Consider the following 26,022-nt stretch of genomic DNA (forward strand, 5'->3'; position numbering starts at 1 on the left):
GCTGAAATCATTGTGACCTACAATTTGAGGAACAATAATATAAAAAATAATTGCAGTAATCATCAATAAGACAAGATAAATTTTTCGTTAAGACAAGATAAATTTTTCGTTTTATACGCATACAATAACCTCAATGTGTCATGTAGAATTACGATTCATCTTTCTCAATTTCTGGAATTGGAAAATATTTGAAAATCTCACCAGTTTGAACAGCTTCGCTAATACGATCTAACCACTCATAATAGACGCGTGAGTGTTCCATATGTGATTTAATCGCAATCGCTTCTGCTTTTGTGTCAGCATCAACATCGTCAGCATTAATAATATGATCTATAATAGCTTCCGATTCACGTAAAGCGGCCATGTTAATCGTACTTTCACGCTTCCATTTTTGCGGGAAGAAGTTACTGAAAAACTCAAAGAAATCTTTTTCGGCTTCGAAGTGTTGTTTACGACTGCCTCTTGTAAAACGTTGCTTGACGATATCGAACTCTTGTAATTTTTTAACACCTGCACTCATGCTAGGTTTACTCATTTGTAGTTCATTGCGCATTTCATCTAAAGTCATACTATCTTCAAATAGCATGATACCGTATAAATTACCGACACTACGGTTGATACCATATAAGTCCATTGTTTCTGCAATTGAGTTAATTACGATATCTTTAGCTTCGTCGAGTTGAGCTTCATAAGATGATTGACGTGTCATTCTTACACCTCCTTAATTTCATCATAATCATTATTTAAATGCATTGTAGAAAAATGCGACATTATTAACATTCTGTCTAAATTAAATATCATTACTCATCGATTTTACAACTTTGTTAACAAAAAATAAAATGTTTTTAAGAGATTTAACGATAATTTCTTACATATCTAGGTTGAAACACTAGAGTTGACAGTTCAGAAATTCATGTGTTAGAGTTAGTTCATCAAATTCGTTAAATAAAAATTTAACAAACTTAACGGAGGTATCTTGATGGAACTTGTAAAGAATTTATCTCGTCGTCAATTCATTGATGGTGAGTGGGTAGAAAGTAGCAATAAAGCCACACGTAAAATTATTAACCCTTACAATCAAGAAGTAATTGTAGAAGTAGCGGAAGGAACAACAGAAGATGTTGAACGCGCAATTTTAGCTGCAAGACGTTCTTTTGATGACGGCGAATATGCGAATGAAACAGGCGAAGTCAAAGGTCAAAAAGTACGTGCAGTAGCAGACAAAATTAAAGAACACCGTGAAGAACTTGCAAAACTTGAAACATTGGACACAGGTAAGACGTTAGAAGAATCTTATGCCGACATGGATGATATCCATAATGTATTCATGTACTTTGCAGGATTAGCAGATAAAGATGGTGGAGAGCTTGTCAATTCACCAATTCCAAACACAGAAAGTAAAATCGTGAAAGAACCTATCGGTGTAGTTACTCAAATTACACCTTGGAACTATCCTTTACTACAAGCGTCATGGAAGATTGCACCAGCGCTTGCGACAGGCTGTTCAATCGTTATGAAACCAAGTGAAATCACACCATTAACAACAATTCGCGTGTTTGAATTAATGGAAGAAGTTGGTTTCCCTAAAGGTGTAATTAACCTTGTATTAGGTGCAGGTGCTGACATTGGTGACATCATGTCTACACATAAAGATGTAGATTTAGTGTCATTTACTGGTGGTCTACAAACTGGTAAACGCATCATGCGTCAAGCAGCAGACCATGTGACTAACATTGCACTTGAATTAGGTGGTAAAAATCCAAACATTATTTTTGATGATGCAGATTTCGAAGTAGCTGTTGACCAAGCGTTAAACGGTGGATTATTCCACGCAGGACAAGTATGTTCAGCAGGTTCACGTATTATCGTACACAACGACATTAAAGCAGACTTTGAAAAAGCTTTAATCGATCGCATTCACAACATCAAAATGGGTGACGGTTTTGAATCATCAACAGAACTTGGACCACTTATTTCTAAAGAACACCGCGATAAAGTTGAAGGCTATGTCGAAATTGCGAAAGAAGAAGGCGCAACAATTGCAGTTGGTGGTAAACGCCCTGAGCGTGAAGACTTACAAGATGGTTTCTTCTTTGAACCAACAGTGATTACAGATTGCGATACTTCAATGCGCATTGTTCAAGAAGAAGTATTCGGACCAGTTGTAACAATTGAAGGCTTTGACACTGAAGAAGAAGCTGTTCGACTTGCGAATGATTCTATCTACGGTTTAGCAGGCGGTGTATTTACAACTGATATTAATAAAGCAAACCGTGTAGCGAAAAAATTAAGAATGGGTACAGTTTGGATTAATGACTTCCACCCATACTTCGCACAAGCACCATGGGGTGGCTATAAACAATCAGGTATCGGTCGCGAACTGGGTCACCACGGTTTAGAAGAATATTTAGAAACAAAACACATTCTAACAAACACACAATCAGAACCTGTACATTGGTTCGGTAAACAATAATAAAACGTATGTATCATAAATAAACTATGATAAGGAGGACATTTCATGAGTAAGGCATACGATAAAATGTATGATTATATTATTATCGGTGGCGGTAGTGCTGGTTCTGTTTTAGGTGCACGCTTAAGTGAAGATAAAGATAAAAAAGTATTAGTATTAGAGGCAGGACGTAGTGACTACCCTTGGGATTTATTCATCCAAATGCCAGCAGCACTTATGTATCCATCAGGTAATCGTTTCTACGATTGGAAATACGAAACTGCTGAAGAACCACACATGGGAGGCCGTAAAGTCTTCCATACACGTGGTAAAGTGTTAGGTGGATCAAGCTCTATTAATGGTATGATTTATCAACGTGGTAATCCATTAGACTATGAAAAATGGGGTAAACCTGAAGGCATGGAAACATGGGATTATGCACATTGTTTACCATACTTCAAACGTTTAGAAACAACATTTGGTGCGGATAAAGACGATCCAATCCGCGGTTTAAATGGTCCAATTAAATTACGTCGTGGTCCAGCAGATAACCCGCTATTTGAAGCATTCTTCAATGCGGCTGTTGACGCAGGATATAAGAAAACAAAAGACGTAAATGGTTACCGTCAAGAAGGATTTGGTCCTTTCGACAGTCAAATTCATAATGGTCGCCGTGTGTCAGCATCACGTGCATATTTACGACCAGCGATGAAACGTAGAAACTTAACAGTTAAAACACGTGCATTCGTTGAGAAGTTACACTTTGACGGCAATCGTGTAACAGGTGTGACGTTCAAACGTAATGGCCGTTTACACAAAGTACTTGCGAAAGAAGTTATTCTTTCAGGTGGTGCAATTAATACACCACAATTATTACAATTATCAGGTATTGGTGATTCAGAACACTTACGTTCAGTAGGTATCGAACCACGCATTCATTTACCAGGTGTAGGTGAAAACTTCGAGGACCACTTAGAAGTTTATGTTCAACATGCAAGTAAAGAACCTGTATCTATGCAACCAAGCTTAAACAAATTAAGAATGCCATTAATTGGTTTAGAATGGTTAACACGTCGTACAGGTGCAGCAGCAAGTAACCACTTTGAAGGTGGCGGTTTCGTACGCTCTAATGATAAAGTGGATTATCCTAACTTAATGTTCCATTTCTTACCGTTAGCGGTACGTTACGATGGACAAAAAGCACCAGTTGCACATGGTTACCAAGTACACGTGGGTCCAATGTACTCAAATTCACGTGGACACTTAAAAATCACTTCAACAAACCCATACAAAAAACCAAAATTCGTATTTAACTATTTATCAACACCAGAAGACCGTCAAGAATGGGTTGAAGCAATCCGTGTTGCACGTAATATCTTAAATCAACCTTCATTAGATAAATACAACGGTGGCGAAATTTCACCAGGACCATCTGTTCAAACGGATGAAGAAATTTTAGATTGGGTACGTCGTGATGCAGAAACAGCATTACACCCTTCATGTAGTGCTAAAATGGGACCAGCATCTGACCCAATGGCAGTTGTAGACCCATTAACAATGAAAGTACACGGCATGGAAAACTTACGTGTTGTTGATGCATCAGTAATGCCAACAACAACAAATGGTAATATTCATTCACCAGTGTTAATGCTTGCTGAAAAAGCAGCAGATATCATTAAAGGTGTTAAACCATTAGAACCTGAATATGTAGATTACTATGTTCATGGTAAAAATGATCCAAATGATGGTACTGTTGAATCTCACTACTAAAATGAATTAAATCATATATAACAAATAAAACGATGATAAAGAGAAACATCGCTATTAAGATGCCTCTTTATCATCGTTTCTTTAGTTTCGATGGTGTTTTTTGTTTTGAGGTAGTGATTTAATCGCTTTATGCATTAAAATATAAAATAAAACGAGCGCAAATGAGATGACAACATGGCCTAATCCAGAAATACCTGCAAGTGCTGGGCTTGTTTCAAAGCCTTTAATTGTTGCGATACCATTAACGAACTGCATGCCAACTGTAATGATGACACCGGCATGGTATGCGTAAAAGAAACCATTAAATAATTTGCCATATTGCGTTAAGTGGAAGCGACTTTCTAGTAATAAGAAGATTAAAAACATCATTGTACCTAACGTTAGTAAGTGTGTATGTGTCACGTTAAGTTGTGAGTATCCACTGAAGTCATTTGCACGCGTCATTTCACGATAAAAAATACCACTTAACATTCCTAAAATGGTATATATCATTGAACTGTACATTAATCGTTTCATGAAAAATCCTCCTTAATTCATCATATTTTCATACTACATTAATAATATGAACTTAATATGAATTTTTAAACCTTTAAAAAGGGAATTACGATTGCACCTGTTTCAGATTCACCAAATTGTTTGCTTTCATATCTTTCGTCATGGTGTATGAGATACAGTCCATATGCGCAAAGTAAGGCATCAAGTTGATCCTCGATATGTTTTTTAGATTGACGTTTAAGTGTTTGCCAATCTGGATTGATGCGTGATGTATAACCATGAAGTTGAGCATGTTGTTCTAAATTGACTAATGCATCATGTAGTTTTTGAAGCCCCATTACTGCTTGTTTAAAGTTGACGCCTTTCTTTTCCTTATAATGGAATGGATAATCTGCTCTAAATAGGCTTGCGGTTATAGCTGTTGGAAAGGTTTCAACGACATAGTCTGATTGAGTATTAATATGTATCGCGACATCATCTTGAAACGATTGCTGAATCTGTGCGAGTAAGTCCGCACCACGAATACGTCCGAATGTTCGAGTTAAAAACAGTTGACTGACTTGAAAGGCACGAACTCGGTGATGATGAATTGTATCTTTAGATAATAGACGTTCTGCTTGTCGGGCACCTTTTTCATTCGGAACGATTAAAGGGGCATCAATTGCGATACGTAATGGACCGTTATACTGTTGAATCAATGAGATGAGTTCTGCGTCAGACCATACTTTAGCGTCCATATATTGAACGGTGCCGTGATGATCTATGACACAAACACCTGTTTCATTATGATCTGTCCATGCTAAATCAATACCGATATAGTGCAATGAATAGCCCTCCTTCATTATTTCCTCAATATTTTTTTAATACAGTATAACATCATCAGTTGAGTACGATAAAAAGAGACATCATCTAAAACTAGATAATGCCTCAATGATATTACCACTCTTTAATTTCTGCACGTTCACCTTTAAAATTATTTTGAGTTTGGTGGCGTTTAGCAAGTTCTCGCTCAACATCATCAATAGATATACCTTGCTCGTGCCATAACACTGATAGGTGATAGAGTAAGTCCGCACTTTCTGCAATGAGTTCCTCTTGATCCTGCTTCATTGCGGCGATGACCACTTCAAAAGCTTCTTCTCCAAACTTCTTAGTGATTTTTTCGATACCTTCTCGCATGAGGTAATTCGTATAGGATTGCTCATCTTGTTCAGCCAAGCGTGTTTTAATGCTATTCTCGACTTGCTTAAGATGGAACGGTATCTCTGTGTTAAAACAACTTTGTGTCCCTTTATGACATGTAGGGCCTTGTGGGTTCACAAAAAGTAATAGCGTATCATCATCACAATCCAAATGCATGTCGACTACTTTTTGAATATGACCAGATGATTCGCCTTTTTGCCATAATCGTTCTTTAGAGCGAGAATAAAACCATGCCACACCGGTTTCGATTGTTTTTTGAAATGCTTCTTCATTCATATACCCTAGCATTAATACTTGTTGGGTTTCCGCATCTTGTAATATTGCAGGTAATAGTCCTTTTGAAAAGTCAGGATTTAATTCCATCTGACCGGGACACCTCCTTGTTGAAGTTCAGTTTTAATCTCATTTACTGTTGTTTCTTTATCATGTAAGATACTCGCTGCAAGCCCTGCAGAAACGTTTGTTGATGTAAATAACTCAGTAAAGTGACGCGCGTTTCCGCCACCACCAGAAGCAATCACAGGAATATTTACGCGTTTTGCGATTTCGTTCAAGTGGTGAATATCAAAGCCTTGTTTCATACCGTCATATGCCATACTGGTTACAAGTAATTCTCCTGCACCTAATGCTTCTACTTGTTGAATCCAATCATAAACACGGACATCTGTACGGACTTTTCCGCCATGTGTACAACAAAAATAATCGTCTAACGCTTCATCATATTGACTGTCTATCGCAATACAGATACATTGTTTACCAAATTTGTCACTCGCTTCTTGAATAAGTTTTGGATTCTTTAATGCAGCAGAGTTTAAAGAAACCTTATCTGCACCATGTTGTAAAAGTTGAGAAATATCATCAAGTGAAGCGATACCGCCTCCAATTGTTAATGGAATAAACAGTTGCTCTGCAGTACGTTGAATAATATCTAGAGTAAGAGCGTGTCCATTTTCTGTTTTAGAAATATCAAGAAATACCAATTCATCTGCACCTTCATTATTGTAATAAAGGGCTAAATCGACTGGATCTCCAATATCACGAAGGCCTTTAAATTGAATGCCTTTTACGACGCGACCATCTTTAACATCGAGACAGGGGATAATGCGTTTTTTTATCATTCGAGTCCCTCCCAAAATGAAGGTTGATGTGCTGCTTTACCTACGATAGCAGCATGAACCCCAATAGATTCGAGTTGTTTCAAATCATCTTGATGACGTATGCCCCCAGAAGCAATCACAGGGATATCGACAGCACGTACTAAAAGTTCTGTAGTTTCAAAGTTAGGACCACTCATTTTACCGTCTTTTGAAATATCAGTATAAATAATGCCACCAATTGGATAATGAGCTATTGTTTGAGCAAACTCTATCAAATCAAGGTCTGTTTCATCAATCCAACCGTTCACTTTAATCATACGATTGTAAGCATCAACAGAGACATAAATTTTCCCAGGAAATAAATGGCTCATCTGTTCTAGCCATTTTGGCTCTTGTATTGCCTTTGTCCCCACGATGCAGTAATCAACACCAGCAGAAAAATAGGCACGTAAAGCGTCTTCACTACGAATACCGCCACCCACTTCTACAGGCTTATCAGTTCGACGAATCAGTGATTCAATATAGTTGGATTCGACAGTAGATTGATTTTTGGCGCCTATTAAATCAACGATATGAATGCGGTCAACACTATCATATTGGCTATAACGCGCGATACTTTCTTCAGCTGAAGTCGGCATTTTTTCAGAGGTCTCGTACTGTCCTTCTGTAAGACGTACGCTTTGCCCCTCGATTAAGTCAATGGCTGGCCATAGTTTCAACATGTGTAAAGCCTCCTTCTAAAGCTTTTTTAAGAATAGCTAATCCATGATCACCACTCTTTTCCGGGTGAAATTGAATGCCAGTGTAGCGTCCATGCTGGATAATACCTGGAATATTTGTGCCGTAAGCGGCATACGCAACGACCTTCTCGTCCATAGGTGCTTGAAAGCTGTGCACGAAATAAACGTCGTGTTCTATCTCTTTATCGTCACTGATTAAAGTGTTCCAACCAAGGTGTGGAACAGTATATGGTGTTTCAATCGGCTTAATATGCCCAGGAACAAGTCCGAGTCCTGCAACATGTCCTTCAGCACTACTTTCATACAACAATTGCATCCCTAAACAAATACCAATAATCGGCTGCTCGGTTGTTTTAAGATAGTCTTCAAGTTGATAATGTTGAATATTTTCCATGGCCACTTTAAAATGACCCACTCCTGGTAAAATAAGCATATCTGCTTCGGCCAGTTGTTTAGAGTCACGTGTTAAAACAACATCATAGCCTAAATACGTCACAGCTCGTTTGACGTTGAGCACATTACCTAAACCGTAATCTACAATTGCAATCATTCAATCACACCTTTCGAAGATGGAATGCGCGCTGTCTCAGATGGTGTGAAGGCTTGTTTAAATGCACGCGCAAATGCTTTAAATATCGCTTCGATTTCATGATGCGTATTGCCTTGATGTAATAAGTCAATATGCACAGTTAAACGTGCATTAATGACAAGCGCTCTGAAAAATTCTTCAACGAGTTCTGTATCAAATGTACCCACTTTTTCTTTACTGAATTGCGCATTGAAATGTAGGTATGGTCGGCCACTTATATCTACAACAGCACGTGCGAGTGTTTCATCCATTGGTAAATACTGTGTGCCGTAACGTTCAAAATGGGGTTTGTCCTTAATCATTTTAAGTAATAATTGACCGAGGACAATCCCAATGTCTTCTGTTGTATGATGATCATCGACCCAAGTGTCACCATCAACGTCAATATTTAAACTTAAGCCACTGTGAAAGCTTAAAAGGGTTAACATATGGTCTAAAAATCCTACACCTGTTTGAATATGACTTGTTGTACCTTCAGCAATTTCAATTGAAATTTTGGTTTCTTTCGTCTCACGATTGATTTGATACGCCATGACGTTCACTCCATTCTTTCACAGCTGCTTCAAAAGCGTCTAATTCTTCATCTGTTGCGATTGAGTAACGTACGGATTCTGACATAGGGTATTCTGTTTTTGGATCATAAAAACGAGCATGAAAACCTTTTTCTTCTAAATAATGGCCAAGGTCTTCTGCTTTTTCGCCTCTTGTGAGTACAAAGTTTGTATCACTTGGAAAGACTGTCATATGTGGTTTGGCGTATGTGTTTAAAATATCTCTAAGGCGCTGACTGAGTGCGCGTTGATGTTCGACAAACGCTTTAGTATCGTCTTGATTTTCAAAAATCTGTGTCGCAACCGCAAGTGTTAATGATGTGAGTGGATATGGGTGCTCAATCTCTCGCATCATCGCAATCGTTTTTTCAGTACTGATTAATACACCTAAACGTAACCCGGCAAGCGCAAATGCTTTCGATAATGTACGCATCACAATGACATGATCTTGAAGTGGAATATCAAGTGGTGTTGAAAAATCAATATACGCTTCATCCACAACTAAATAACCATTAATTTTTTTCATTGTGTCCGCTAGTGCTTCAACATAAGATTCATCAAAACGGTGACCTGTTGGATTGTGTGGATTACTAAAAATAAAGAAACTTGGTTGAATGCGTTCGATTTCAGCTTGTACTTTTTCAAGAGGGAATGTTAAATCTTCTGTTGCTTCAATAAAATAAATCTCACGATCTGTTTGATTAGCGTAATCTTGATACATGAAAAAGTCAGGATTAAACGTTAAACATGGACCTTCTGGCATATGGAACATTAATTTTTGAATTAATTCATCTGAACCGTTACCGCAACAAATTTGATTCATATTTAAGTTTTGATAATATGCTGCATAAGCGCGACGGAAGCGGTCGTGTTCTTCATCTGGATAGTGATGGAAGTTACTAGAAGTGATAATTTGTGCAAGTTGTGTATCATCAAGTGGTTTTATCGGACTTTCATTTTTATTCATGCGTATCATGATTAATTCCTCCTTTACGAATAAGTAATGATTGTTGATGGTTAAATAGTGCTTCATCTTGAGCGATACGTGCTGCATTTTGATATGTTTTAGCATACGTTTCAGGTGATAGGTGAATCACGGTATGCTTCGTTAGAAAATCATTCACAGATAGACCATGTTGAAAGCGCGCAGTACGATTGGTTGGCAGAACATGGCTCGGCCCCGCAATATAATCTCCCATAGCTTCTGGTGCGTAATTGCCTAAAAATAGACTACCAACATAATGGATATAAGGGATATAGGCTTTAGGGTCGCGTGTTTGAATGGATGCATGTTCTGGCGCAATTTCATTCATGACATCACAACTTTCTTCAAAGCTTTGTGTATGAATCAAGTAATGATGATGTTTTAAACTTTCTTGTAATATCGCCTGTCGTTCTGTTTGTTTCGCAAAAGAAGCGATGCGTTCTTCTAAGTCTGTTAAGAGCGCTTTATCTGTAGAAATGACAAATGTGCGTGCTAATTCATCATGCTCTGCTTGAGCGAGCACATCATAAGCCACTGCATCTAAATCACATGAGTCATCAATGATTAAGGCAATTTCACTCGGCCCTGCAATTTGGTCGATACCGACTGTACCGTATAGTAACTTTTTAGCATAAGCGACATATTGATTTCCAGGGCCAACGATTTTATCAACTTTTGGAATGCTTTCAGTACCAAATGCGAGTGCTGCAATACTTTGTGCACCGCCAACTTGATAGACACGATTTACTCCAGTGATATAACACGCAGCAAGAACGCTTTGTGCAATACCATGTTCTTGTGGGGGTGTCACAACAGTGATGTTTTTCACACCTGCCACCTTTGCAAGCGTTGCGGTCATTAAGACTGTAGAAGGGTAGCTCGCTTTACCACCAGGGACATAAATACCAACAGAGTGGATAGGATGATAGACTTCATACATTTCTTCTGAGTCGTTACCATTTTTATAACGGATACGTTCTTGGTACGTTTTGATGCGTGTGTAGCTTTGTTCTAGCGCTTGTTTGAGTTCAGGGTCTAAGGTTTCATAAGCTGTTTGAATGGCATCTTGAGGGACTTCAAGTTGTGTAGTTTCAACTCCATCGAACTGAACGTTATAAGCCTGTAGCGCACGATCGCCCTCTTCCTTCACGCGCTCACAAATTGCACTAACGCTATCATGTAATGAGAAATCAAGTGGTGCTGTAGATTGATATGTTTGTAAAAAAGTTTGAGTATTATACATCAATAATGGACACTCCTAACGTGTGAATAAATGCATCGATTGCTGCTGATTGTTTGAAAAAACTTTGTCGATTAGTAATAAGTTGTGCTTGAATGTCTGTGATCGTCTCTTTTTCTACAAGGCCATTTGAACGTAACGTTGTCCCTGTTTGAACAATGTCTACAATGCCATCAACCATGCCGACAACACACGCAAGCTCAATGGATCCTGATAACTCAATACACTTCACATCACGACCTGTGCGTTTAAAATAATCTTGTGCCATTTTAGGAAAAGATGTCGCTATCGTTTGATATGTGTTTGTATCGTCAAAGGATGCCACAGCTAAATGACACTGACCGAACGGAAGTGCTAACAACTGATTGACATCATACTGTTGCTCATTTAAAATGTCGCTTCCAGTAATACCAATGTCTGCGATACCTTGTTCGACATAGATAGGTACATCTTGGCCTTTAACAAATAAAAAATGATAGTCATCCGTTTGAATTTGGAGTTGACGATCTCTTGATTCTAATGCTTGAACGAGATCGGTCTGATTTTGCTCCTCTAAATATGCGATAAAGCTTTTGAGCAAGCGTCCTTTAGCTAATGCGATAGTAAGCACAAAGATTCCTCCTTTATAGTGTTAAACCGAGTCCAAAACCTTCTAGACCATTGTCGTAATAGCCACCTGATACGACACGTTCATCTTCTAAATAAGCTTTGACAAATGTTCCTTTATAATAAGAACGTGGTGCCATCGGTGTAATATCGAGATGAATATCCGTCAATCCGAGTGATTTAAAGAATGATGCCCAACGATTTAAGCTACTCACTAGACTGTGATCAACGGTATATAGTTCATTTAATGCATCAAGTTGTTTGTGTGTTGGAGTTAGCAATAATTGAACAATTGGATGTTCAATGCCTAATTGCTTTTTGAGCTCTGAAATATTGCGTTGTGTAATTGCGGTCAGTATCGCTTCGGTTTGAAATTCAGGTTTTAGTAATAAATCGATGAGCTGGTAATGACCGATAACTACATATTGAATAGCGGTATTCATCTCAGATTGGATATAGTGATTGAAATGTTCGAATGCTTGATGAATATCTTGAATAGTAGGGTCATAACATTCGATGCCTAATTGTGTGCGTACGTTTTGATGACGTACGATAGGACCACTATACGCTATCGATTGTGCTTGAAGCGGATAGTTTTGATAGTAACGTACCAATTGATCTGTAAAATCATTGCGTAACGCATAGAGTTGGTCATGGTTTTGCCAGATGCTACGTTCGTCCATTTGTTTTAAGTCATCTGTTGAAAGTTGCGACCATTGTAATGTTTCAATAAAAGATGTATCGATTAGGGTATACCCTTGATTTGAAAAATATTTTAAAAATTGTACTTCAAGTGACTTTAATTCAAGCGGTGATTCCATATATACGCCCTCGCTTTCGTTCTCTACCGAACTAAAGTGTTTTTTAGAATAGGGTAATGATAGCATAACAATAATCAGATTTCAACAAATTATCAGAAAATATAAATGAGACTATCACATTTTATTTTTATAAAGTTATGGATGACAATACATATTGAAATAGAAATGTCCTACATTTTTATCATTTATTATAGACCAAATTAGCATTTGATAAACATATTTTGCTTCTTTCAGAATTATTTTATCGCTTAAAATAGCGTTATAATTCAGGCTTTTTTTCAAATCTACATCCTAATAGTCATTATAGTAATATATCAAATAATCGTATTTTAACTATTCTAATTGTATAATTAATGATGATGGATAAATTAAAAATAAGGAGTATGTCATATGAAATATGAAAAATATATTGATCATACGTTATTAAAACCAGAAGCAACTCGTGAACAAATTGACCGTATTATTGACGAAGCGAAAACGTATCATTTTAAATCTGTTTGTGTGAATCCAACACATGTCGCATACGCTTCTGAACAGTTGAAAGACTCAGATGTTTTAGTATGTACCGTGATTGGTTTCCCACTTGGCGCATCAACGACAGAAACAAAAGCTTTTGAAACACGCGATGCGATTGTGAAAGGCGCGGATGAAATTGATATGGTGATTAATATTGGCGCTTTGAAAGATGGGCGTGATGAAGTGGTACAACGTGATATTGAAGCTGTAGTAGAAGCTGCACAAGGTAAAACCGTCAAAGTGATTATCGAAACAGTATTATTAACAGATGACGAAAAAGTGAGAGCGTCACAACTTTCGAAAGCCGCAGGTGCACACTTCGTAAAAACGTCAACAGGTTTCGCAGGTGGCGGTGCCACAGTTGAAGATGTGAAGTTAATGAAAGACACTGTCGGTGATGCTTTAGAAGTAAAAGCTTCAGGCGGTGTACGCAATTTAGAAGATTTTCAAGCGATGCTTGATGCCGGCGCAACACGTGTAGGTGCGAGTGCAGGTGTACAAATCATGCAAGGCTTAGAAGCAGATACAGATTATTAATAATCAAGGAGTGATTGACATGACAAGACCATTTGAACGTATCCACTTAATTGTAATGGACTCTGTAGGTATTGGCGAAGCCCCAGATGCGAAAGACTTTAATGATGAAGGTTCACATACGTTAAAACATACGCTAGAAGGATTTGACCAAACGTTACCATCATTAGAACGTTTAGGCCTGGGTAATATTGAAGACTTACCGGTTGTGAATCGTGTCGACGACCCAACAGCGTATTATACGAAGTTAAGCGAAGCGTCAGTGGGTAAAGATACGATGACAGGACACTGGGAAATCATGGGACTGAATATTAATAAACCGTTTAAAGTGTATCCGAACGGCTTTCCAGATGAGTTGATTCAAGAAATCGAATCTGTCACTGGACGAAAAGTGGTCGCAAATCGCCCAGCTTCAGGGACTCAAATCATTGAAGAGTGGGGCGAACACCAAATGAAAACAGGTGACTTAATCATCTATACCTCTGCCGACCCTGTTCTTCAAATTGCGGCACACGAAGATATTATTCCACTTGAAGAGCTCTACGACATTTGTGAAAAAGTGCGTGAGATGACGAAAGATCCGAAATACTTAATTGGTCGTATTATCGCACGTCCTTATGTGGGTGAACCCGGTAACTTCACACGTACAAGTAATCGTCATGACTACGCGTTAAAACCGTTCGGTCAAACGGTCATGAATACGCTAAAAGATGCGGATTATGATGTGATTGCGATTGGTAAAATTAACGACATTTTTGATGGTGAAGGTGTTACAGAAGCCATTCGTACGAAAAATAATATGGATGGTATGGACCAATTGATGAAAGTTGTAGACAAAGACTTTACGGGTATGAGCTTCTTAAACTTAGTAGACTTTGATGCGCTGTACGGTCATCGTCGTGATAAACCAGGTTACGCGCAAGCGATTAAAGATTTTGATGAACGTTTACCAGAATTACTGGACGCGTTACGTGAGGATGATTTACTCATTATTACAGCGGACCATGGTAACGATCCGACAGCGGACGGTACGGATCATACACGTGAATATATTCCAGTCTTACTTTACAGTCCGAAGTTTAATGGTGGTCGTGAACTGAAAGGGGATACGACATTCAGTTCAATCGGTGCAACGATTGCGGATAACTTCGGCGTTCAATTACCGGAATTTGGACATAGTTATTTAAATGAATTGAAATAAAATGAGAGAACTTTCGGAGCAAGGAGATATGATTTGCTTCGAAAGTTTTATCTATTTAGTCTAATTTAGAAATGAAATTTTAAAATTCTAAAGTATAACTACCGATTCATGTGCTAAAATGATACATAATAAGTTTTATTCCATAAACTTTCTATTCTATTTAATATAGACCATGCTAGAACATAAAGAGGGTGCAACGATGTTTAACTTAACGATATTACTCCTTGAACGTGTGGGTTTAATTACTATTTTGGCATATCTTTTGATGAATTTATCCTACTTTAAAAATACGATGAATCATCGTGACAGTTGGCGCTCGAAACTAGAATTGTGTGTCGTATTTGCGCTATTCGCGATTATGTCGAACTTTACAGGGATCGTCATTCGAAATGGTGACATCTTATCTAGTCAGATTTATTTTCATCTTGATGACGATGTTTCACTTGCGAATACACGCGTTTTAACTATTGGGGTCGCTGGTCTGGTTGGTGGTCCTTTTGTTGGTGCTGTTGTTGGGATTATTTCAGGTATTTTTCGCTTTTACATGGGTGGTGCCGAGGCTTATACGTACCTCGTCTCGTCTCTATTTATCGGTTTAATTGCAGGTTATTTTTGTCATTATTCTCGTCAAAATAGACCTTATCCATCTGTTAAAGCGAGTGCGTCTATAGGGGCATTTACAGAAGTCATTCAGATGATTTGTATTTATTTCCTTGCTGCAGATAAAGGACATGCGATTGAATTATTACAATTAATTGCCTTGCCGATGATTATCGTCAATAGTAGTGGAACAGCGATATTCATGTCCATTCTGATTTCCACGTTAAAACAAGAAGAACAAATGCGTGCCGTGCAAACGCATGATGTATTACAAATTACCAATCAAACCTTGCCTTATTTCAAAGAAGGTTTAAATCAGCATTCAGCAGAACACGTAGCAACGATTATTAAAGATTTAATGAAAGTCTCTGCGGTTGCGATTACGAGTCAAAAAGACATTCTTGCGCATGTTGGTGCGGGGAGTGATCATCATGTGCCGCAAAAAGAGATTGTGACGCATCTGTCAAAAACAGCCATGCAAAGTGGTGAGTTGAAAGAGGTTCACACGAAAGAGGAAATTGGATGCCCACATCCGAATTGCCCATTACATGCGGCGATTGTGATTCCGTTGAAAACACATGGAACAGTCATTGGAACGTTAAAATTATACTTTACGAACCCTAATGATTTAACGTTTGTTGAACGACAACTTGCAGAAGGCCTTGCGAAGATTTTTTGTAGCCAGATTGAACTGGGTGAAGCAGAGACGCAAAGTAAGTTGTTGAAAGATGCTGAAATCAAATCCCTACAAGCTCAAGTGAATCCGCATTTTTTCTTTAATGCCATTAATACTATTTCGGCTTTAGTTCGAATTGACAGCGAAAAAGCACGCGAATTGTTGTTAGAGTTGAGCCATTTCTTTAGATCAAATTTACAAGGGTCGCGTCAAAATAAAATTACGCTTGAAAAAGAATTAGGACAAGTGTCAGCGTATTTATCTTTAGAACAAGCACGCTTTCCAGGACGATTTAATGTTGATTTTGATGTAGCAGATGAATATATGAATACATTAGTACCTCCATTTGTCCTTCAAATCCTTGTTGAAAATGCATTAAAACATGCATTCCCAAATCGAAAAAAAGACAATCACATTATGGTCTCTGTGCATAAAGAAGCAGAAGGGTTAAAGCTGAGTGTTAAAGACAATGGTCAAGGTATTCCGCGTGAAAAGCTTGCAGTATTAGGTCAAAAAGTTGTGGAATCTGAATCTGGTACAGGCAGTGCGCTCGAGAATTTAAACCTACGACTTAAAGGACTGTTTGGCAGTGCATCAATGTTACATTTTGAATCAAATGCATCTGGTACAACGGTGTGGTGTAAACTCCCTTATGAGAAGAAAGAGGTGTAAATGATGCGTATTTTAATTGTAGATGATGAGCCTTTAGCGCGAAATGAATTAATGTATTTATTAAATCGCATTGGTGGATTCGAAGCTTTGGATGAAGCCGAAAATATTTCAGAAACGTTAGAGGCTTTGTTAATACATGACTATGATATCGTCTTTTTAGATATTAACTTAATGGATGAAAATGGTATTGAACTCGGTAAAAAAATTCAAAAGATGAAATCACCACCGATGATTATATTCGCGACAGCACACGATCAGTATGCGGTTCAAGCATTTGAACTCAATGCGACAGATTATGTGTTGAAGCCTTTTGAAGAAGAGCGTATAAGACAAGCCATTGATAAAGTTAAAACGCAAACGCCAGAATGGAAGCGACCTAAAACGGTTCAATCTGCACCTTTAGAACAAGCGTTACCGGTTGTTATTGATGATCGCATTCAAATGTTAAGTCAAAGTGATATTATAGGGTTTAGTGTTAATCAAGGCGTTACAACCATTTATACTGTAAATGGTGAATATGAAGTTGGAGACCCGTTAAGCACGTATGAAAAGAAACTGAATCCTGATTATTTTTTAAGGATTCATCGTTCAAATATTATTAATAAACATCATGTTCAAGCAGTCGAACATTGGTTTAATTATACCTTTATGGTGACGTTGACGAATAATGTAAAAATGCAGGTAAGTCGCTCTTACATGAAAGATTTTAAAGCAGCGATTGGGATTGGTTAATTGAATTGATTTAAACAATAGAGAGTGGTGTGACAGCACTAAAAATGGTGCTGTGATTCCACTCTATTTTTGTGCATTTCACATCTTAAATTTTGCATTTCGGAGTGAAAACGGTTTATAACTTATTTTTCATACTATAATTAAGTTAATCAATAAGCCACTAGGAGGTCGGGAAAATGAGAGAGAAAAAAGAAAAAACGTACAGCTTTTTACATCAAGTTTTAGTAATGGGGATTGTATTATTTATTTCTAAAATAATCGAATCCTTCATGCCAATACCAATGCCAGCTTCAGTGATCGGACTTGTATTACTCTTCATCTTATTATGTACAGGTATTGTAAAACTAGGACAGGTCGAGTCAGTCGGTACGGCGCTTACGAATAATATTGGATTCCTATTCGTACCTGCTGGTGTATCTGTTGTCAATTCGCTCGGGGTTTTAAGTCAAAGTCCATTTTTAATTATTGCTTTGATTATCGTTTCAACAATTTTATTACTCGTATGTACAGGTTTCGCATCACAATTGATTATGAAGTTTACAATGCGTACTGCTAAAACATCAGAGAACTCAACACAATCTCAAAAATCATCACGTAAAATGAAAGGAGCGCACACTCATGTATAGTCATCTTGCATTAGACACACCGTATTTCGGGATACTGTTATCAGTAATACCGTTTCTAATTGCCACATACTTATTTAAAAAAACGAACGGATTTTTCTTATTCGCACCCTTATTTGTCGCGATGGTTGTGGGTGTAGCATTCCTATACTTTACAGGTATTCCTTATGAAAACTACAAAATAGGTGGAGACATCATTAACTTCTTCTTAGAACCTGCAACAATTGCATTTGCCATTCCACTTTATAAAAAGCGTGATGTACTGTTGAAACATTGGCATCGTATTTTAGGTGGCATCGGTCTTGGTACAATCTTAGCATTAGTTGCGATTTACTTTATTTCAAAAGCGCTACAATTCGGGGATAGCATTATCGCATCAATGTTACCACAAGCTGCTACAACAGCAATTGCTTTACCGGTATCAGAAGGGATAGATGGTATTAAAGAATTAACATCATTAGCTGTTATTTTAAATGCCGTTATTATTTATGCATTAGGTAATAAATTATTGAAGTTTTTCCGAATCGAAAATCCAATCGCAAGAGGGCTTGCGTTAGGTACAAGTGGTCATACACTCGGGGCTGCAGCTGCTAAAGAGCTCGGTCAAACTGAAGAGTCAATGGCGAGTATCGCGATTGTACTTGTAGGGGTAGTTGTTGTAGTCGTTGTACCAATACTGACAACAATCTTCTTCTAACAGAAACTGAGAATTAATAAAAATAATATAGATATTTCATCATTTCAAATTAAACGCAGAGTGATAGGGGACATGCATTAAGTAACCTACTCATTCTGCGTTTATGTTTGATGTGAAAGTTGAAAGTGAAAAAGATATAATAAAAGAAAAGGGGATAGAGCGATTGGGAAATTAGAATGAACCTACCCAATCACTTTGTCACAAAAAGGGTGAGACTATTGAAAAAATTAGTTCAAGATAAGCAACAATTTTTGAAAGATATGTTAGACGGTTTAACACTTGCAAATCAAAGTATCGAAGTCATCCATGACACCATTGTCGTACGTCGTGCTAAAAAGCAATCTGGTGTCGCGATTGTTTCAGGTGGTGGTAGCGGGCATGAACCTGCTCATGCAGGCTACGTTGCAGAAGGTATGTTAGATGCGGCTGTGTGTGGGGAAGTTTTTACTTCACCAACACCTGATAAAGTATTAGAAGCAATTAAAGCAGTAAACACGGGTGACGGTGTATTATTGATTATTAAAAATTACGCAGGCGATGTCATGAACTTTGAAATGGCACAAGAAATGGCGCAGATGGAAGGGATTGACGTTGAAACAGTTATTGTGAGAGACGATATTGCGATTGAAGACGTTGCGCAACGTCGAGGTGTAGCAGGTACCGTTTTTGCGCACAAATATGCAGGTTACCTTGCGGATCAAGGTGCCTCACTGCACACCATTCAATCTAAAGTAGCAGACATGCTTGAAGGTATACGTTCGATTGGTATGGCACTCACACCGCCAATGGTGCCAACAACAGGAAAATATGGTTTTGATATTGATGAAAAAGACATGGAAATTGGCATTGGAATTCATGGTGAAAAAGGATTGAAACGTATGCCTATCGCTCCAATTCAAACGATTACCGACCAACTTGTTGAACGTCTCGTGAAAGAAGTAGAATCAGAAAATGTCATTGTTATGGTTAACGGCATGGGAGCTACACCACTGTCAGAACTCAATATCGCAACAAAATATGTAGCAGCATCGCTTAAAGCTCAAGGCAAAACAGTCCGATCATGGTTCGTTGGTGACTACATGACGTCTTTAGATATGCAAGGCTTTTCAATCACATTAGTACCGTACGATGAAGCCATTCAAGAAGCATTTTTTGCACCAACAGCAAGTCAATATTTTACACATTAGGAGTGAAACTTTATGGATAAAGGAACACTTAAACAACGCTTATTAGAATTAAAAACAACATTTCAAGAACAAGAAGAGGCATTAACAGAGCTTGACCGTGCAATTGGAGATGGAGATCACGGGGTTAATATGCGTCGTGGATTTGAAGCATTAGCAGAAAAGTTAGATGATAGTTCTATTGAGAACATCTTGAAATTAACAGGTATGACGCTAATGTCAAACATTGGTGGCGCATCTGGTCCGTTGTATGGATTCAGTTTTGTGAAAATGTCTCAAGTTGCACCGACAGATGATATCAACCATGAAGATTTAGTACAATTGTTAACCGCATTCTCAGAAGCTATTGCACAACGCGGAAAAGTCTCACTCAATGAAAAAACAATGTACGATGTGATTGAACGTGCACGTCAAGCAGTTGAAAATAACGAAACCGTAACACTTGAAACGTTACAACAATTTGCAGATGATACACAAGAGATGGTCGCAACGAAAGGTCGCGCTGCTTACTTTAAAGAAGATTCAAAAGGCTATATAGATCCAGGTGCGCAAAGTAGTGTATACATTTTAAATGCATTGATTGGAGAGGATTAAGATGACAGCACTAGTGATTGTGAGCCATAGTGAGCAAATTGCGGCGGGAACACAAGCTTTATTAAATCAAATGACAGAAGGTGTCGATGTCATTACGGTTGGTGGCAATCAAGGTGAAATCGGTACATCCTTTGATGCGATATCAGAAGTCATCAATCAACTTGAAGATGATGCCATATGCTTCTTTGATATCGGCTCATCTGAAATGAATCTTGATATGGCAATTGAAATGTATACAGGATCACAGCGTATCGAAAAAGTAGATGCGCCCATTGTAGAAGGTAGCTTTATTGCAGCTGTTGCACTGTCAACAGGACAATCTATGGATCAAGCCATTGCATCTGTATACGATACGTATTCGAAATAAATAGTCCTCTGTCCAATGAGATTGGTCAGTATTATTAAGGAGGTTAGGCAAAATGTTGCTTAACTTCCGTTTTTTTTATTTGAAAATGAACAAATGCGCTCGCACGTATTTGTAAGAACCACTAACATCTGGAGTCTTAATGTGGTTAGTAACCTTTAGATAAGAGCCTCCATATGAAGTGGTTCTTTAGAATTCAAAGCGCTCTCTCAATGACCTTGGTGATAAACGGCATTTCGGAAGCAGCGTTCTCGTCAGAACTTTCGCTCCGCATCAAAACTAAAGAACAGTTTTGAGCGTAGCTGTCGTTCTGCTCAAACGCTAAACACTTCCTCAATGACCTTGGTGATGAACGGTGTTTCGGAAGTAGCGTTCTCGGCAGAACTTTCGCTTCGCTTAAAAACTAAAGAACAGTTTTGAGCGTAGCTGTCGTTCTGCTCAAACGCTAAACACTTCCTCAACAACCTTGGTGATGAACGGCATTTCGAAAGCAGGATTCTCGACAGAACTTTGCAACGTGCAGATATTAAATGAACAAATGCGCTTGGATGCATTTGTAAGAACCACTAACATCTGGAGGCTTAATATGGTTGATAACCTTTAGATAAGAGACTCCATCCGAAGTGGTTCTTTAAAATCCAAAACGCTCTCTCAATGACCTTTTGCCATATGCGGTGGGAGGCTATAGACGGCATTTCGGAAGCAGGATTCTCGACAGAATTCCATAATGCTTAAATCCTAAGGGCTTCCTCAATGACCTTATGCCATATGCGGTGGGAGGCGATGAACGGTGTTTCGGAAGTAGCGTTCTCGGCAGAACTTTCGCTTCGCTTCAAAACTAAAGAACAGTTTTGAGCGTAGCTGTCGTTCTGCTCAAACGCTAAACACTTCCTCAACAACCTTGGTGATGAACGGCATTTCGAGAGCTGAATTCTCAACAGAACTTCGCAATGTGCAGGTGTTAAATGAACAAATGCGCTTAGACGCATTTGTAAGACCCACTAACGTCTGGAGGCTTAATGTGGTTAGTAACCTTTAGATAAGTGACTCCATCCGAAGTGGTTCTTTAAAATCCTAAGCGCTTCCTCAATGACCTTATTTTTTTACGAGTTGTGATTTGAGGGCGATTTGGCCGATGCCTGGTATTTTGCAGTCGATGTTGTGGCCGTCTTCGGGTTCGATGAGACGGATGTTTTTGATTTTGGTGCCTTGTTTGATTGGTGTTGAGGCACCTTTGATTTTGAGGTCACGGATGACTGTTACGGTGTCACCGTCTTGCAGGATGTTTCCGTTGGCGTCGCGTACAATTGCGGCTTCGTTTGCTTCATCCATTGAAGCTTGTGTCCATTCGTGGCCGCACATTGGGCATACATAAGATGTACCGTCTTCATATGTATATTCTGACTGGCATTCTGGGCAATTTGGTAGTGTTGTTGTCATTTTATTTACCTACTTTCTTAAGTACTTATGTATAATCTAGCACAGTTAAACAGTTTTGTATGCATGAAAACGTTTAACGTGATACGATGAAAGGGAATACAGCACAAAATTTAAAACGACATCACATTAAAATGAAAAGGGGTATGTCAAGATGTCAAAGTTAGAAGTTTTAAATCCATCAACAAATGAAGTAATTAAAACGTTAGATTACACAACTGATGAAGAAGTTAATACGTTAGTTGATCGCGCTTATGATGCATTTCAAACGTGGCGTAATGTAGATGCACATGAACGTTCAGAATTAATTTCAAAATGGTCAGCATTAATTAAAGAACATCGCGATGAGCTTGCGCGCTTAATTACATTAGAAGGCGGTAAACCATTCCCAGAAGCACAAGGTGAAGTGGATTATGCGGTGGCTTATGTTGATTGGTATGCAGGGGAAGCAAAACGTATTTATGGACGTACAGTACCAGCTAATACACCAGATAAAAAAATTATTATCGACCAGTTTCCAGTAGGTGTGGTGGGTGCGATTACGCCATGGAACTTCCCAGCGGCGATGATTACACGTAAAATGGCACCAGCACTTGCGGCAGGATGTACAATTATTTGTAAGCCAGCGACACGTACACCACTGACAACGATCCGCCTTGTTGAGTTAGCGCATGAAGCGGGCATTCCTGAAGATGTTGTATCTTATATCATTGCAGGTGGTAAAGATGCTGGAAATTACTTTACGCAAAATGAAAAAGTACGTAAAGTGACGTTTACAGGTTCAACACCAGTAGGACGTAAATTAATTTCACTTTCTTCAGACCACGTTAAAAACATCACAATGGAACTGGGTGGTCTTGCGCCATTAATTGTGCATAAAGATGCAGATATCGATCATGCAGTAGAACAAACTGTTGCTACAAAATTTAGAAATGCTGGTCAAACTTGTGTTTGCGCAAACCGTATTTATGTTCATGAAGATATCGCGGATGAGTACGAAGAAAAATTAATTAAAGCTGTACATGAACTTAAAGTCGGCGATGGGTTCGATGAAGGGGTTAAAATTGGACCATTAATTAACGAAAAAGGTGTTGAAAAAGTCCTTGACCATATCGATGACGCGGTTAAACACGGAGGTAAGTTATCTCGTCCTCTAGAAGAAGTAAAAATGGGTGGTAATTTCTTAAAACCTGTTGTCATTACAAATGCGAACCAAGATATGAAAGCGATGCATGAAGAAACATTCGGTCCTGTAGCGCCAGTAATGCGTTATAGTGATTTAGACGATGCGATTCGCTATTCAAACGATACTGAGTTTGGTCTTGCTGGATACTTCTTCACAAATGACTACCGTACAGGTCTTTACATTTATAATAACTTAAACTACGGTGTTATTGGTTGGAACGATGGTTTACCATCAGCGGCACATGCGCCATTTGGTGGTATGAAAGAAAGTGGCTATGGCCGTGAAGGTGGTAAAGAAGGTATTGAACCATACTTAGAAACAAAATATTTATCAGTTGGTTTAAAATAGTATAGCGCTCAATATCGTGTAACTTAAAATATCAATGTAGATGGGATACTGCTTCAGATTATTAGTGTTGAAGCAGAAATATCCCATCTTTTTTGATTTTAATATATAGTTTAAAATTAATGGATAGAGGTTTATAATAAATGTGTATGACAACGAAAGGATGAATGTCATGATGAATAAGCAAAATCAACGCCATGTCAACACGTTACGACGATGGACATTGACGACAACTGCCGCATTTTTAATTGGTACACTAGCCACACCAGTGCCTTATACTGCGGTGCATGCAGAGGATAGCTCAGAAACAACAGATACGGTAAAAGACCAATTCGATGTTGCGAAACAAGAAATTAATGCGTTACCTCATTTAAATACAGATTATCAACAGTCCTTTTTAACTTTGTTACGTACACATCAAGATTCTCCTTCAACACTTGATACAATTGTAGCTGAAGCTCAAAAAGCAGATACAATGGCAAAATCAGCATCAACAGAAAGTACAAAACGACCACAAGTAGATACGATAGATCAATTGATTGAAAAGTTGAATGAAAAAGTTGATACACATCAACAAGAAAGTACTGAGACGCCAACGACTGAAGACGCAAAGCCTGTGGATGAGCTTAACGCGATATTACATCCAAATGAACAAGAAACAGTGACGACAGATGAATCTGAAACATCAGAACCGTCATCAGAAACGACGGATACAGTAGAGCGTCAGACGGAAGAAGTACCAACTTCTGAAGCAACGACTGAAGCGACTACCAATGAAGCAGTTGATTCGACAAAGGAAGTTCAAACTAATGAGGGCACAACAACGGCTCCTAAAACGATAGTGGATTCCAATCAAAAAATCACAAATGATAAGGTGACACAAAAAGTCGAGCATGTGGTCAATGATATCGTGCAACAACAAGAGGCAAAGGATAACTATTATGAGTCTAAAACGAAAGCGTTAGAAGACCTAAAAGATACATTTAAGCAGAAATCGAACATAGATGACACTCAGAAGGCGAAAATTGAAGAAAGTGTCGATACACTACAAAACAAATTAAATCAACAAAATGATTCGCTGTTGCGTCAATTAAATGCATCATCAGATAAACACCAAGCGACGGAACAGATTTTAAATCAATTTTTAAATGCGCATGCGTCTAAACAACTAACTGATAAAATATTATCTGGTGCATCATCTAATCAAGATATTGCCAATCGTATTCAACAAGAACTCGGTCAGTTAGGTCAAACGTCGAGTGATGATTTGTTGAAAGGAATGCTTGAAAATACGGACAAGCGTCAGCAATTGGTGGAAAATTTACTTGCGACACGCTTAGATAGTGAACAAGCGAAACAATTAGCGCAATCTATAATGCAAGGTCATCCTTCAAATGATACGATTGTCGAGCGTTTAAAAGCGAATTTCAATCAAAATGGCCAAGCGACAAGCGATGATATTTTAAATGCGTTATTGAATAATTCAGATCGTAAAAAAGAGGTTATTGAAGCAATACTCGGTGCGAAGTTAAATACTGACCAAGCACGACTGCTTGCTGAATCACTAGCAGACGATATTCAAAGCGCAAGTGATTTAATTGGATTCATACGTGGAGAGTTAAATACTAAAGCGAATGATTTAATTTCAATACAAGAGCATGTGAAACAAGCACGTGAAAAGGCTCAAAATCGTTTAGATTGGATATTAGCGCCTTTACAAGGATTACCTGATTTAAATTTAGATTCGAGTTCGAGTGGATTACAATTACCGACGCCAAGTACGAATGAGCGCTATCAAGATTTATTAAATCAAGGTGGTTCTAGGTTAGGACATCTAGGTAGCGGATTATTTGAACATGATTTCGCACCAAAACCTACAATTGACCCAAATCAACTCATCGGACAACATACGAATAACGGTTTACTTGATCAATTATTTGATGAACAAGGGAACTTACGTTTACCTGATACAGGTACAGTTGCCAAGTTCTCATGGCTACCGATTGGATTAATGATGGTCGCAATAGGGACTACATTGATATGGTTTAAACGTCGTAAACAGTAATTAAAGTACAAAGGGGTTCCTTTGTCTCAAAAAACGCCACAACATTA

Annotated in this window: 26 protein-coding genes; 13 read left to right on the plus strand and 13 right to left on the minus strand. The window is 38.2% G+C overall.

What is annotated here, in order from left to right; genetic code table 11:
- Positions 1–148: 148 nt before the first annotated feature.
- Entirely contained in the window at positions 149–709 is a 561-nt protein-coding gene (gene cudC, locus HHH54_RS02200; RefSeq protein ID WP_198617203.1) for a choline uptake/conversion transcriptional regulator CudC, read from the minus strand.
- 270 nt (positions 710–979) lie between these two features.
- Here cudC and betB point away from each other — a divergent pair, with 270 nt between their 5' ends.
- Both betB and betA read left to right on the plus strand, forming a co-directional pair.
- The gene (gene betB, locus HHH54_RS02205) at positions 980–2,473 is read left to right on the plus strand and encodes a betaine-aldehyde dehydrogenase (protein WP_198617204.1); all 1,494 of its coding nucleotides are present in this window, start codon (positions 980–982) and stop codon (positions 2,471–2,473) included.
- Positions 2,474–2,518: 45 nt separating this feature from the next.
- Entirely contained in the window at positions 2,519–4,222 is a 1,704-nt protein-coding gene (betA, locus tag HHH54_RS02210) for a choline dehydrogenase (protein ID WP_198617205.1), read from the plus strand.
- Between the two features lie 81 nt (positions 4,223–4,303).
- On the opposite strand, the gene HHH54_RS02215 is transcribed toward betA, so the two are convergent.
- From HHH54_RS02215 to HHH54_RS02265, 11 genes are all read right to left on the minus strand, one after another.
- Complete coding sequence (locus HHH54_RS02215; RefSeq protein WP_198617206.1) at positions 4,304–4,738, minus strand: DUF2871 domain-containing protein; 435 nt, start codon at positions 4,736–4,738, stop codon at positions 4,304–4,306.
- Positions 4,739–4,803: 65 nt separating this feature from the next.
- A complete protein-coding gene (locus tag HHH54_RS02220) occupies positions 4,804–5,541 on the minus strand; it encodes a DUF429 domain-containing protein (protein ID WP_198617207.1) in 738 nt (245 codons plus the stop codon).
- Positions 5,542–5,653: 112 nt separating this feature from the next.
- A complete protein-coding gene (gene hisIE, locus HHH54_RS02225) occupies positions 5,654–6,283 on the minus strand; it encodes a bifunctional phosphoribosyl-AMP cyclohydrolase/phosphoribosyl-ATP diphosphatase HisIE (RefSeq protein ID WP_198617208.1) in 630 nt (209 codons plus the stop codon).
- Positions 6,274–7,038, minus strand: coding sequence for an imidazole glycerol phosphate synthase subunit HisF (gene hisF, locus HHH54_RS02230; RefSeq protein ID WP_198617209.1), 765 nt, complete (start codon positions 7,036–7,038; stop codon positions 6,274–6,276). The genes hisIE and hisF overlap by 10 nt, the downstream gene beginning before the upstream one ends.
- Positions 7,035–7,739: a 1-(5-phosphoribosyl)-5-((5-phosphoribosylamino)methylideneamino)imidazole-4-carboxamide isomerase gene (gene hisA, locus HHH54_RS02235; RefSeq protein WP_198617210.1), complete on the minus strand. Its 705-nt coding sequence runs from the start codon at positions 7,737–7,739 to the stop codon at positions 7,035–7,037. The genes hisF and hisA overlap by 4 nt, the downstream gene beginning before the upstream one ends.
- Positions 7,714–8,307 carry an imidazole glycerol phosphate synthase subunit HisH gene (hisH, locus tag HHH54_RS02240; protein ID WP_198617211.1) on the minus strand — a complete coding sequence of 198 codons (594 nt, stop codon included), beginning with the start codon at positions 8,305–8,307 and terminating at the stop codon, positions 7,714–7,716. The genes hisA and hisH overlap by 26 nt, the downstream gene beginning before the upstream one ends.
- The gene (gene hisB / locus HHH54_RS02245) at positions 8,304–8,879 is read right to left on the minus strand and encodes an imidazoleglycerol-phosphate dehydratase HisB (RefSeq protein WP_198617212.1); all 576 of its coding nucleotides are present in this window, start codon (positions 8,877–8,879) and stop codon (positions 8,304–8,306) included. Before hisB ends, hisH begins: the two co-directional genes overlap by 4 nt.
- Complete coding sequence (locus HHH54_RS02250; RefSeq protein WP_198617213.1) at positions 8,857–9,873, minus strand: pyridoxal phosphate-dependent aminotransferase; 1,017 nt, start codon at positions 9,871–9,873, stop codon at positions 8,857–8,859. The genes hisB and HHH54_RS02250 overlap by 23 nt, the downstream gene beginning before the upstream one ends.
- Positions 9,857–11,125 carry a histidinol dehydrogenase gene (gene hisD, locus HHH54_RS02255; protein WP_198617214.1) on the minus strand — a complete coding sequence of 423 codons (1,269 nt, stop codon included), beginning with the start codon at positions 11,123–11,125 and terminating at the stop codon, positions 9,857–9,859. Before hisD ends, HHH54_RS02250 begins: the two co-directional genes overlap by 17 nt.
- Positions 11,118–11,732: an ATP phosphoribosyltransferase gene (gene hisG, locus HHH54_RS02260; protein WP_198617215.1), complete on the minus strand. Its 615-nt coding sequence runs from the start codon at positions 11,730–11,732 to the stop codon at positions 11,118–11,120. The genes hisD and hisG overlap by 8 nt, the downstream gene beginning before the upstream one ends.
- A 13-nt stretch (positions 11,733–11,745) precedes the next feature.
- Complete coding sequence (locus tag HHH54_RS02265) at positions 11,746–12,549, minus strand: ATP phosphoribosyltransferase regulatory subunit (RefSeq protein WP_198617216.1); 804 nt, start codon at positions 12,547–12,549, stop codon at positions 11,746–11,748.
- A gap of 390 nt (positions 12,550–12,939) precedes the next feature.
- Between HHH54_RS02265 and deoC the strand changes: the two genes are divergently transcribed.
- From deoC to dhaM, 9 genes are all read left to right on the plus strand, one after another.
- The gene (deoC, locus tag HHH54_RS02270; protein WP_198617217.1) at positions 12,940–13,602 is read left to right on the plus strand and encodes a deoxyribose-phosphate aldolase; all 663 of its coding nucleotides are present in this window, start codon (positions 12,940–12,942) and stop codon (positions 13,600–13,602) included.
- A 19-nt stretch (positions 13,603–13,621) separates the two neighbouring features.
- Positions 13,622–14,800 carry a phosphopentomutase gene (gene deoB / locus HHH54_RS02275; RefSeq protein ID WP_198617218.1) on the plus strand — a complete coding sequence of 393 codons (1,179 nt, stop codon included), beginning with the start codon at positions 13,622–13,624 and terminating at the stop codon, positions 14,798–14,800.
- A 199-nt stretch (positions 14,801–14,999) separates the two neighbouring features.
- Positions 15,000–16,748 carry a sensor histidine kinase gene (locus HHH54_RS02280; RefSeq protein ID WP_198617219.1) on the plus strand — a complete coding sequence of 583 codons (1,749 nt, stop codon included), beginning with the start codon at positions 15,000–15,002 and terminating at the stop codon, positions 16,746–16,748.
- A 3-nt stretch (positions 16,749–16,751) separates the two neighbouring features.
- Positions 16,752–17,480, plus strand: coding sequence for a response regulator transcription factor LytR (locus tag HHH54_RS02285; RefSeq protein ID WP_198617276.1), 729 nt, complete (start codon positions 16,752–16,754; stop codon positions 17,478–17,480).
- 176 nt (positions 17,481–17,656) lie between these two features.
- Positions 17,657–18,106, plus strand: a complete 450-nt coding sequence (gene lrgA, locus HHH54_RS02290; protein WP_198617220.1) for an antiholin-like murein hydrolase modulator LrgA — start codon at positions 17,657–17,659, stop codon at positions 18,104–18,106.
- Positions 18,099–18,800 carry an antiholin-like protein LrgB gene (gene lrgB / locus HHH54_RS02295; protein ID WP_198617221.1) on the plus strand — a complete coding sequence of 234 codons (702 nt, stop codon included), beginning with the start codon at positions 18,099–18,101 and terminating at the stop codon, positions 18,798–18,800. The genes lrgA and lrgB overlap by 8 nt, the downstream gene beginning before the upstream one ends.
- Before the next feature lie 218 nt (positions 18,801–19,018).
- Entirely contained in the window at positions 19,019–19,987 is a 969-nt protein-coding gene (gene dhaK, locus HHH54_RS02300) for a dihydroxyacetone kinase subunit DhaK (protein WP_198617222.1), read from the plus strand.
- A 12-nt stretch (positions 19,988–19,999) separates the two neighbouring features.
- Positions 20,000–20,578, plus strand: a complete 579-nt coding sequence (dhaL, locus tag HHH54_RS02305; protein ID WP_198617223.1) for a dihydroxyacetone kinase subunit DhaL — start codon at positions 20,000–20,002, stop codon at positions 20,576–20,578.
- A 1-nt stretch (position 20,579) separates the two neighbouring features.
- Positions 20,580–20,945 carry a dihydroxyacetone kinase phosphoryl donor subunit DhaM gene (gene dhaM, locus HHH54_RS02310; RefSeq protein WP_198617224.1) on the plus strand — a complete coding sequence of 122 codons (366 nt, stop codon included), beginning with the start codon at positions 20,580–20,582 and terminating at the stop codon, positions 20,943–20,945.
- Between the two features lie 1,092 nt (positions 20,946–22,037).
- On the opposite strand, the gene HHH54_RS02315 is transcribed toward dhaM, so the two are convergent.
- The gene (locus HHH54_RS02315) at positions 22,038–22,382 is read right to left on the minus strand and encodes a zinc ribbon domain-containing protein YjdM (RefSeq protein ID WP_198617225.1); all 345 of its coding nucleotides are present in this window, start codon (positions 22,380–22,382) and stop codon (positions 22,038–22,040) included.
- Between the two features lie 151 nt (positions 22,383–22,533).
- Here HHH54_RS02315 and HHH54_RS02320 point away from each other — a divergent pair, with 151 nt between their 5' ends.
- Positions 22,534–23,913 carry an NAD-dependent succinate-semialdehyde dehydrogenase gene (locus tag HHH54_RS02320; protein WP_198617226.1) on the plus strand — a complete coding sequence of 460 codons (1,380 nt, stop codon included), beginning with the start codon at positions 22,534–22,536 and terminating at the stop codon, positions 23,911–23,913.
- A 169-nt stretch (positions 23,914–24,082) separates the two neighbouring features.
- Positions 24,083–25,975, plus strand: a complete 1,893-nt coding sequence (locus tag HHH54_RS02325; protein ID WP_198617227.1) for a hypothetical protein — start codon at positions 24,083–24,085, stop codon at positions 25,973–25,975.
- Positions 25,976–26,022: the final 47 nt, after the last annotated feature.

This window comes from Staphylococcus canis, assembly GCF_016238445.1.
GTDB classification, from domain to species: domain Bacteria; phylum Bacillota; class Bacilli; order Staphylococcales; family Staphylococcaceae; genus Staphylococcus; species Staphylococcus canis.

Excerpts from the sequence above, each read along its gene's own strand:
- cudC (WP_198617203.1), bottom strand. The coding sequence starts at position 709 with ATGACACGTCAATCATCTTATGAAGCTCAACTCGACGAAGCTAAAGAT.
- betB (WP_198617204.1), top strand. The coding sequence starts at position 980 with ATGGAACTTGTAAAGAATTTATCTCGTCGTCAATTCATTGATGGTGAG.
- betA (WP_198617205.1), top strand. The coding sequence starts at position 2,519 with ATGAGTAAGGCATACGATAAAATGTATGATTATATTATTATCGGTGGC.
- HHH54_RS02215 (WP_198617206.1), bottom strand. The coding sequence starts at position 4,738 with ATGAAACGATTAATGTACAGTTCAATGATATATACCATTTTAGGAATG.
- hisIE (WP_198617208.1), bottom strand. The coding sequence starts at position 6,283 with ATGGAATTAAATCCTGACTTTTCAAAAGGACTATTACCTGCAATATTA.
- hisF (WP_198617209.1), bottom strand. The coding sequence starts at position 7,038 with ATGATAAAAAAACGCATTATCCCCTGTCTCGATGTTAAAGATGGTCGC.
- hisA (WP_198617210.1), bottom strand. The coding sequence starts at position 7,739 with ATGTTGAAACTATGGCCAGCCATTGACTTAATCGAGGGGCAAAGCGTA.
- hisH (WP_198617211.1), bottom strand. The coding sequence starts at position 8,307 with ATGATTGCAATTGTAGATTACGGTTTAGGTAATGTGCTCAACGTCAAA.
- hisB (WP_198617212.1), bottom strand. The coding sequence starts at position 8,879 with ATGGCGTATCAAATCAATCGTGAGACGAAAGAAACCAAAATTTCAATT.
- HHH54_RS02250 (WP_198617213.1), bottom strand. The coding sequence starts at position 9,873 with ATGATACGCATGAATAAAAATGAAAGTCCGATAAAACCACTTGATGAT.
- hisD (WP_198617214.1), bottom strand. The coding sequence starts at position 11,125 with ATGTATAATACTCAAACTTTTTTACAAACATATCAATCTACAGCACCA.
- HHH54_RS02265 (WP_198617216.1), bottom strand. The coding sequence starts at position 12,549 with ATGGAATCACCGCTTGAATTAAAGTCACTTGAAGTACAATTTTTAAAA.
- deoC (WP_198617217.1), top strand. The coding sequence starts at position 12,940 with ATGAAATATGAAAAATATATTGATCATACGTTATTAAAACCAGAAGCA.
- deoB (WP_198617218.1), top strand. The coding sequence starts at position 13,622 with ATGACAAGACCATTTGAACGTATCCACTTAATTGTAATGGACTCTGTA.
- HHH54_RS02280 (WP_198617219.1), top strand. The coding sequence starts at position 15,000 with ATGTTTAACTTAACGATATTACTCCTTGAACGTGTGGGTTTAATTACT.
- HHH54_RS02285 (WP_198617276.1), top strand. The coding sequence starts at position 16,752 with ATGCGTATTTTAATTGTAGATGATGAGCCTTTAGCGCGAAATGAATTA.
- lrgA (WP_198617220.1), top strand. The coding sequence starts at position 17,657 with ATGAGAGAGAAAAAAGAAAAAACGTACAGCTTTTTACATCAAGTTTTA.
- lrgB (WP_198617221.1), top strand. The coding sequence starts at position 18,099 with ATGTATAGTCATCTTGCATTAGACACACCGTATTTCGGGATACTGTTA.
- dhaL (WP_198617223.1), top strand. The coding sequence starts at position 20,000 with ATGGATAAAGGAACACTTAAACAACGCTTATTAGAATTAAAAACAACA.
- dhaM (WP_198617224.1), top strand. The coding sequence starts at position 20,580 with ATGACAGCACTAGTGATTGTGAGCCATAGTGAGCAAATTGCGGCGGGA.
- HHH54_RS02315 (WP_198617225.1), bottom strand. The coding sequence starts at position 22,382 with ATGACAACAACACTACCAAATTGCCCAGAATGCCAGTCAGAATATACA.
- HHH54_RS02320 (WP_198617226.1), top strand. The coding sequence starts at position 22,534 with ATGTCAAAGTTAGAAGTTTTAAATCCATCAACAAATGAAGTAATTAAA.
- HHH54_RS02325 (WP_198617227.1), top strand. The coding sequence starts at position 24,083 with ATGATGAATAAGCAAAATCAACGCCATGTCAACACGTTACGACGATGG.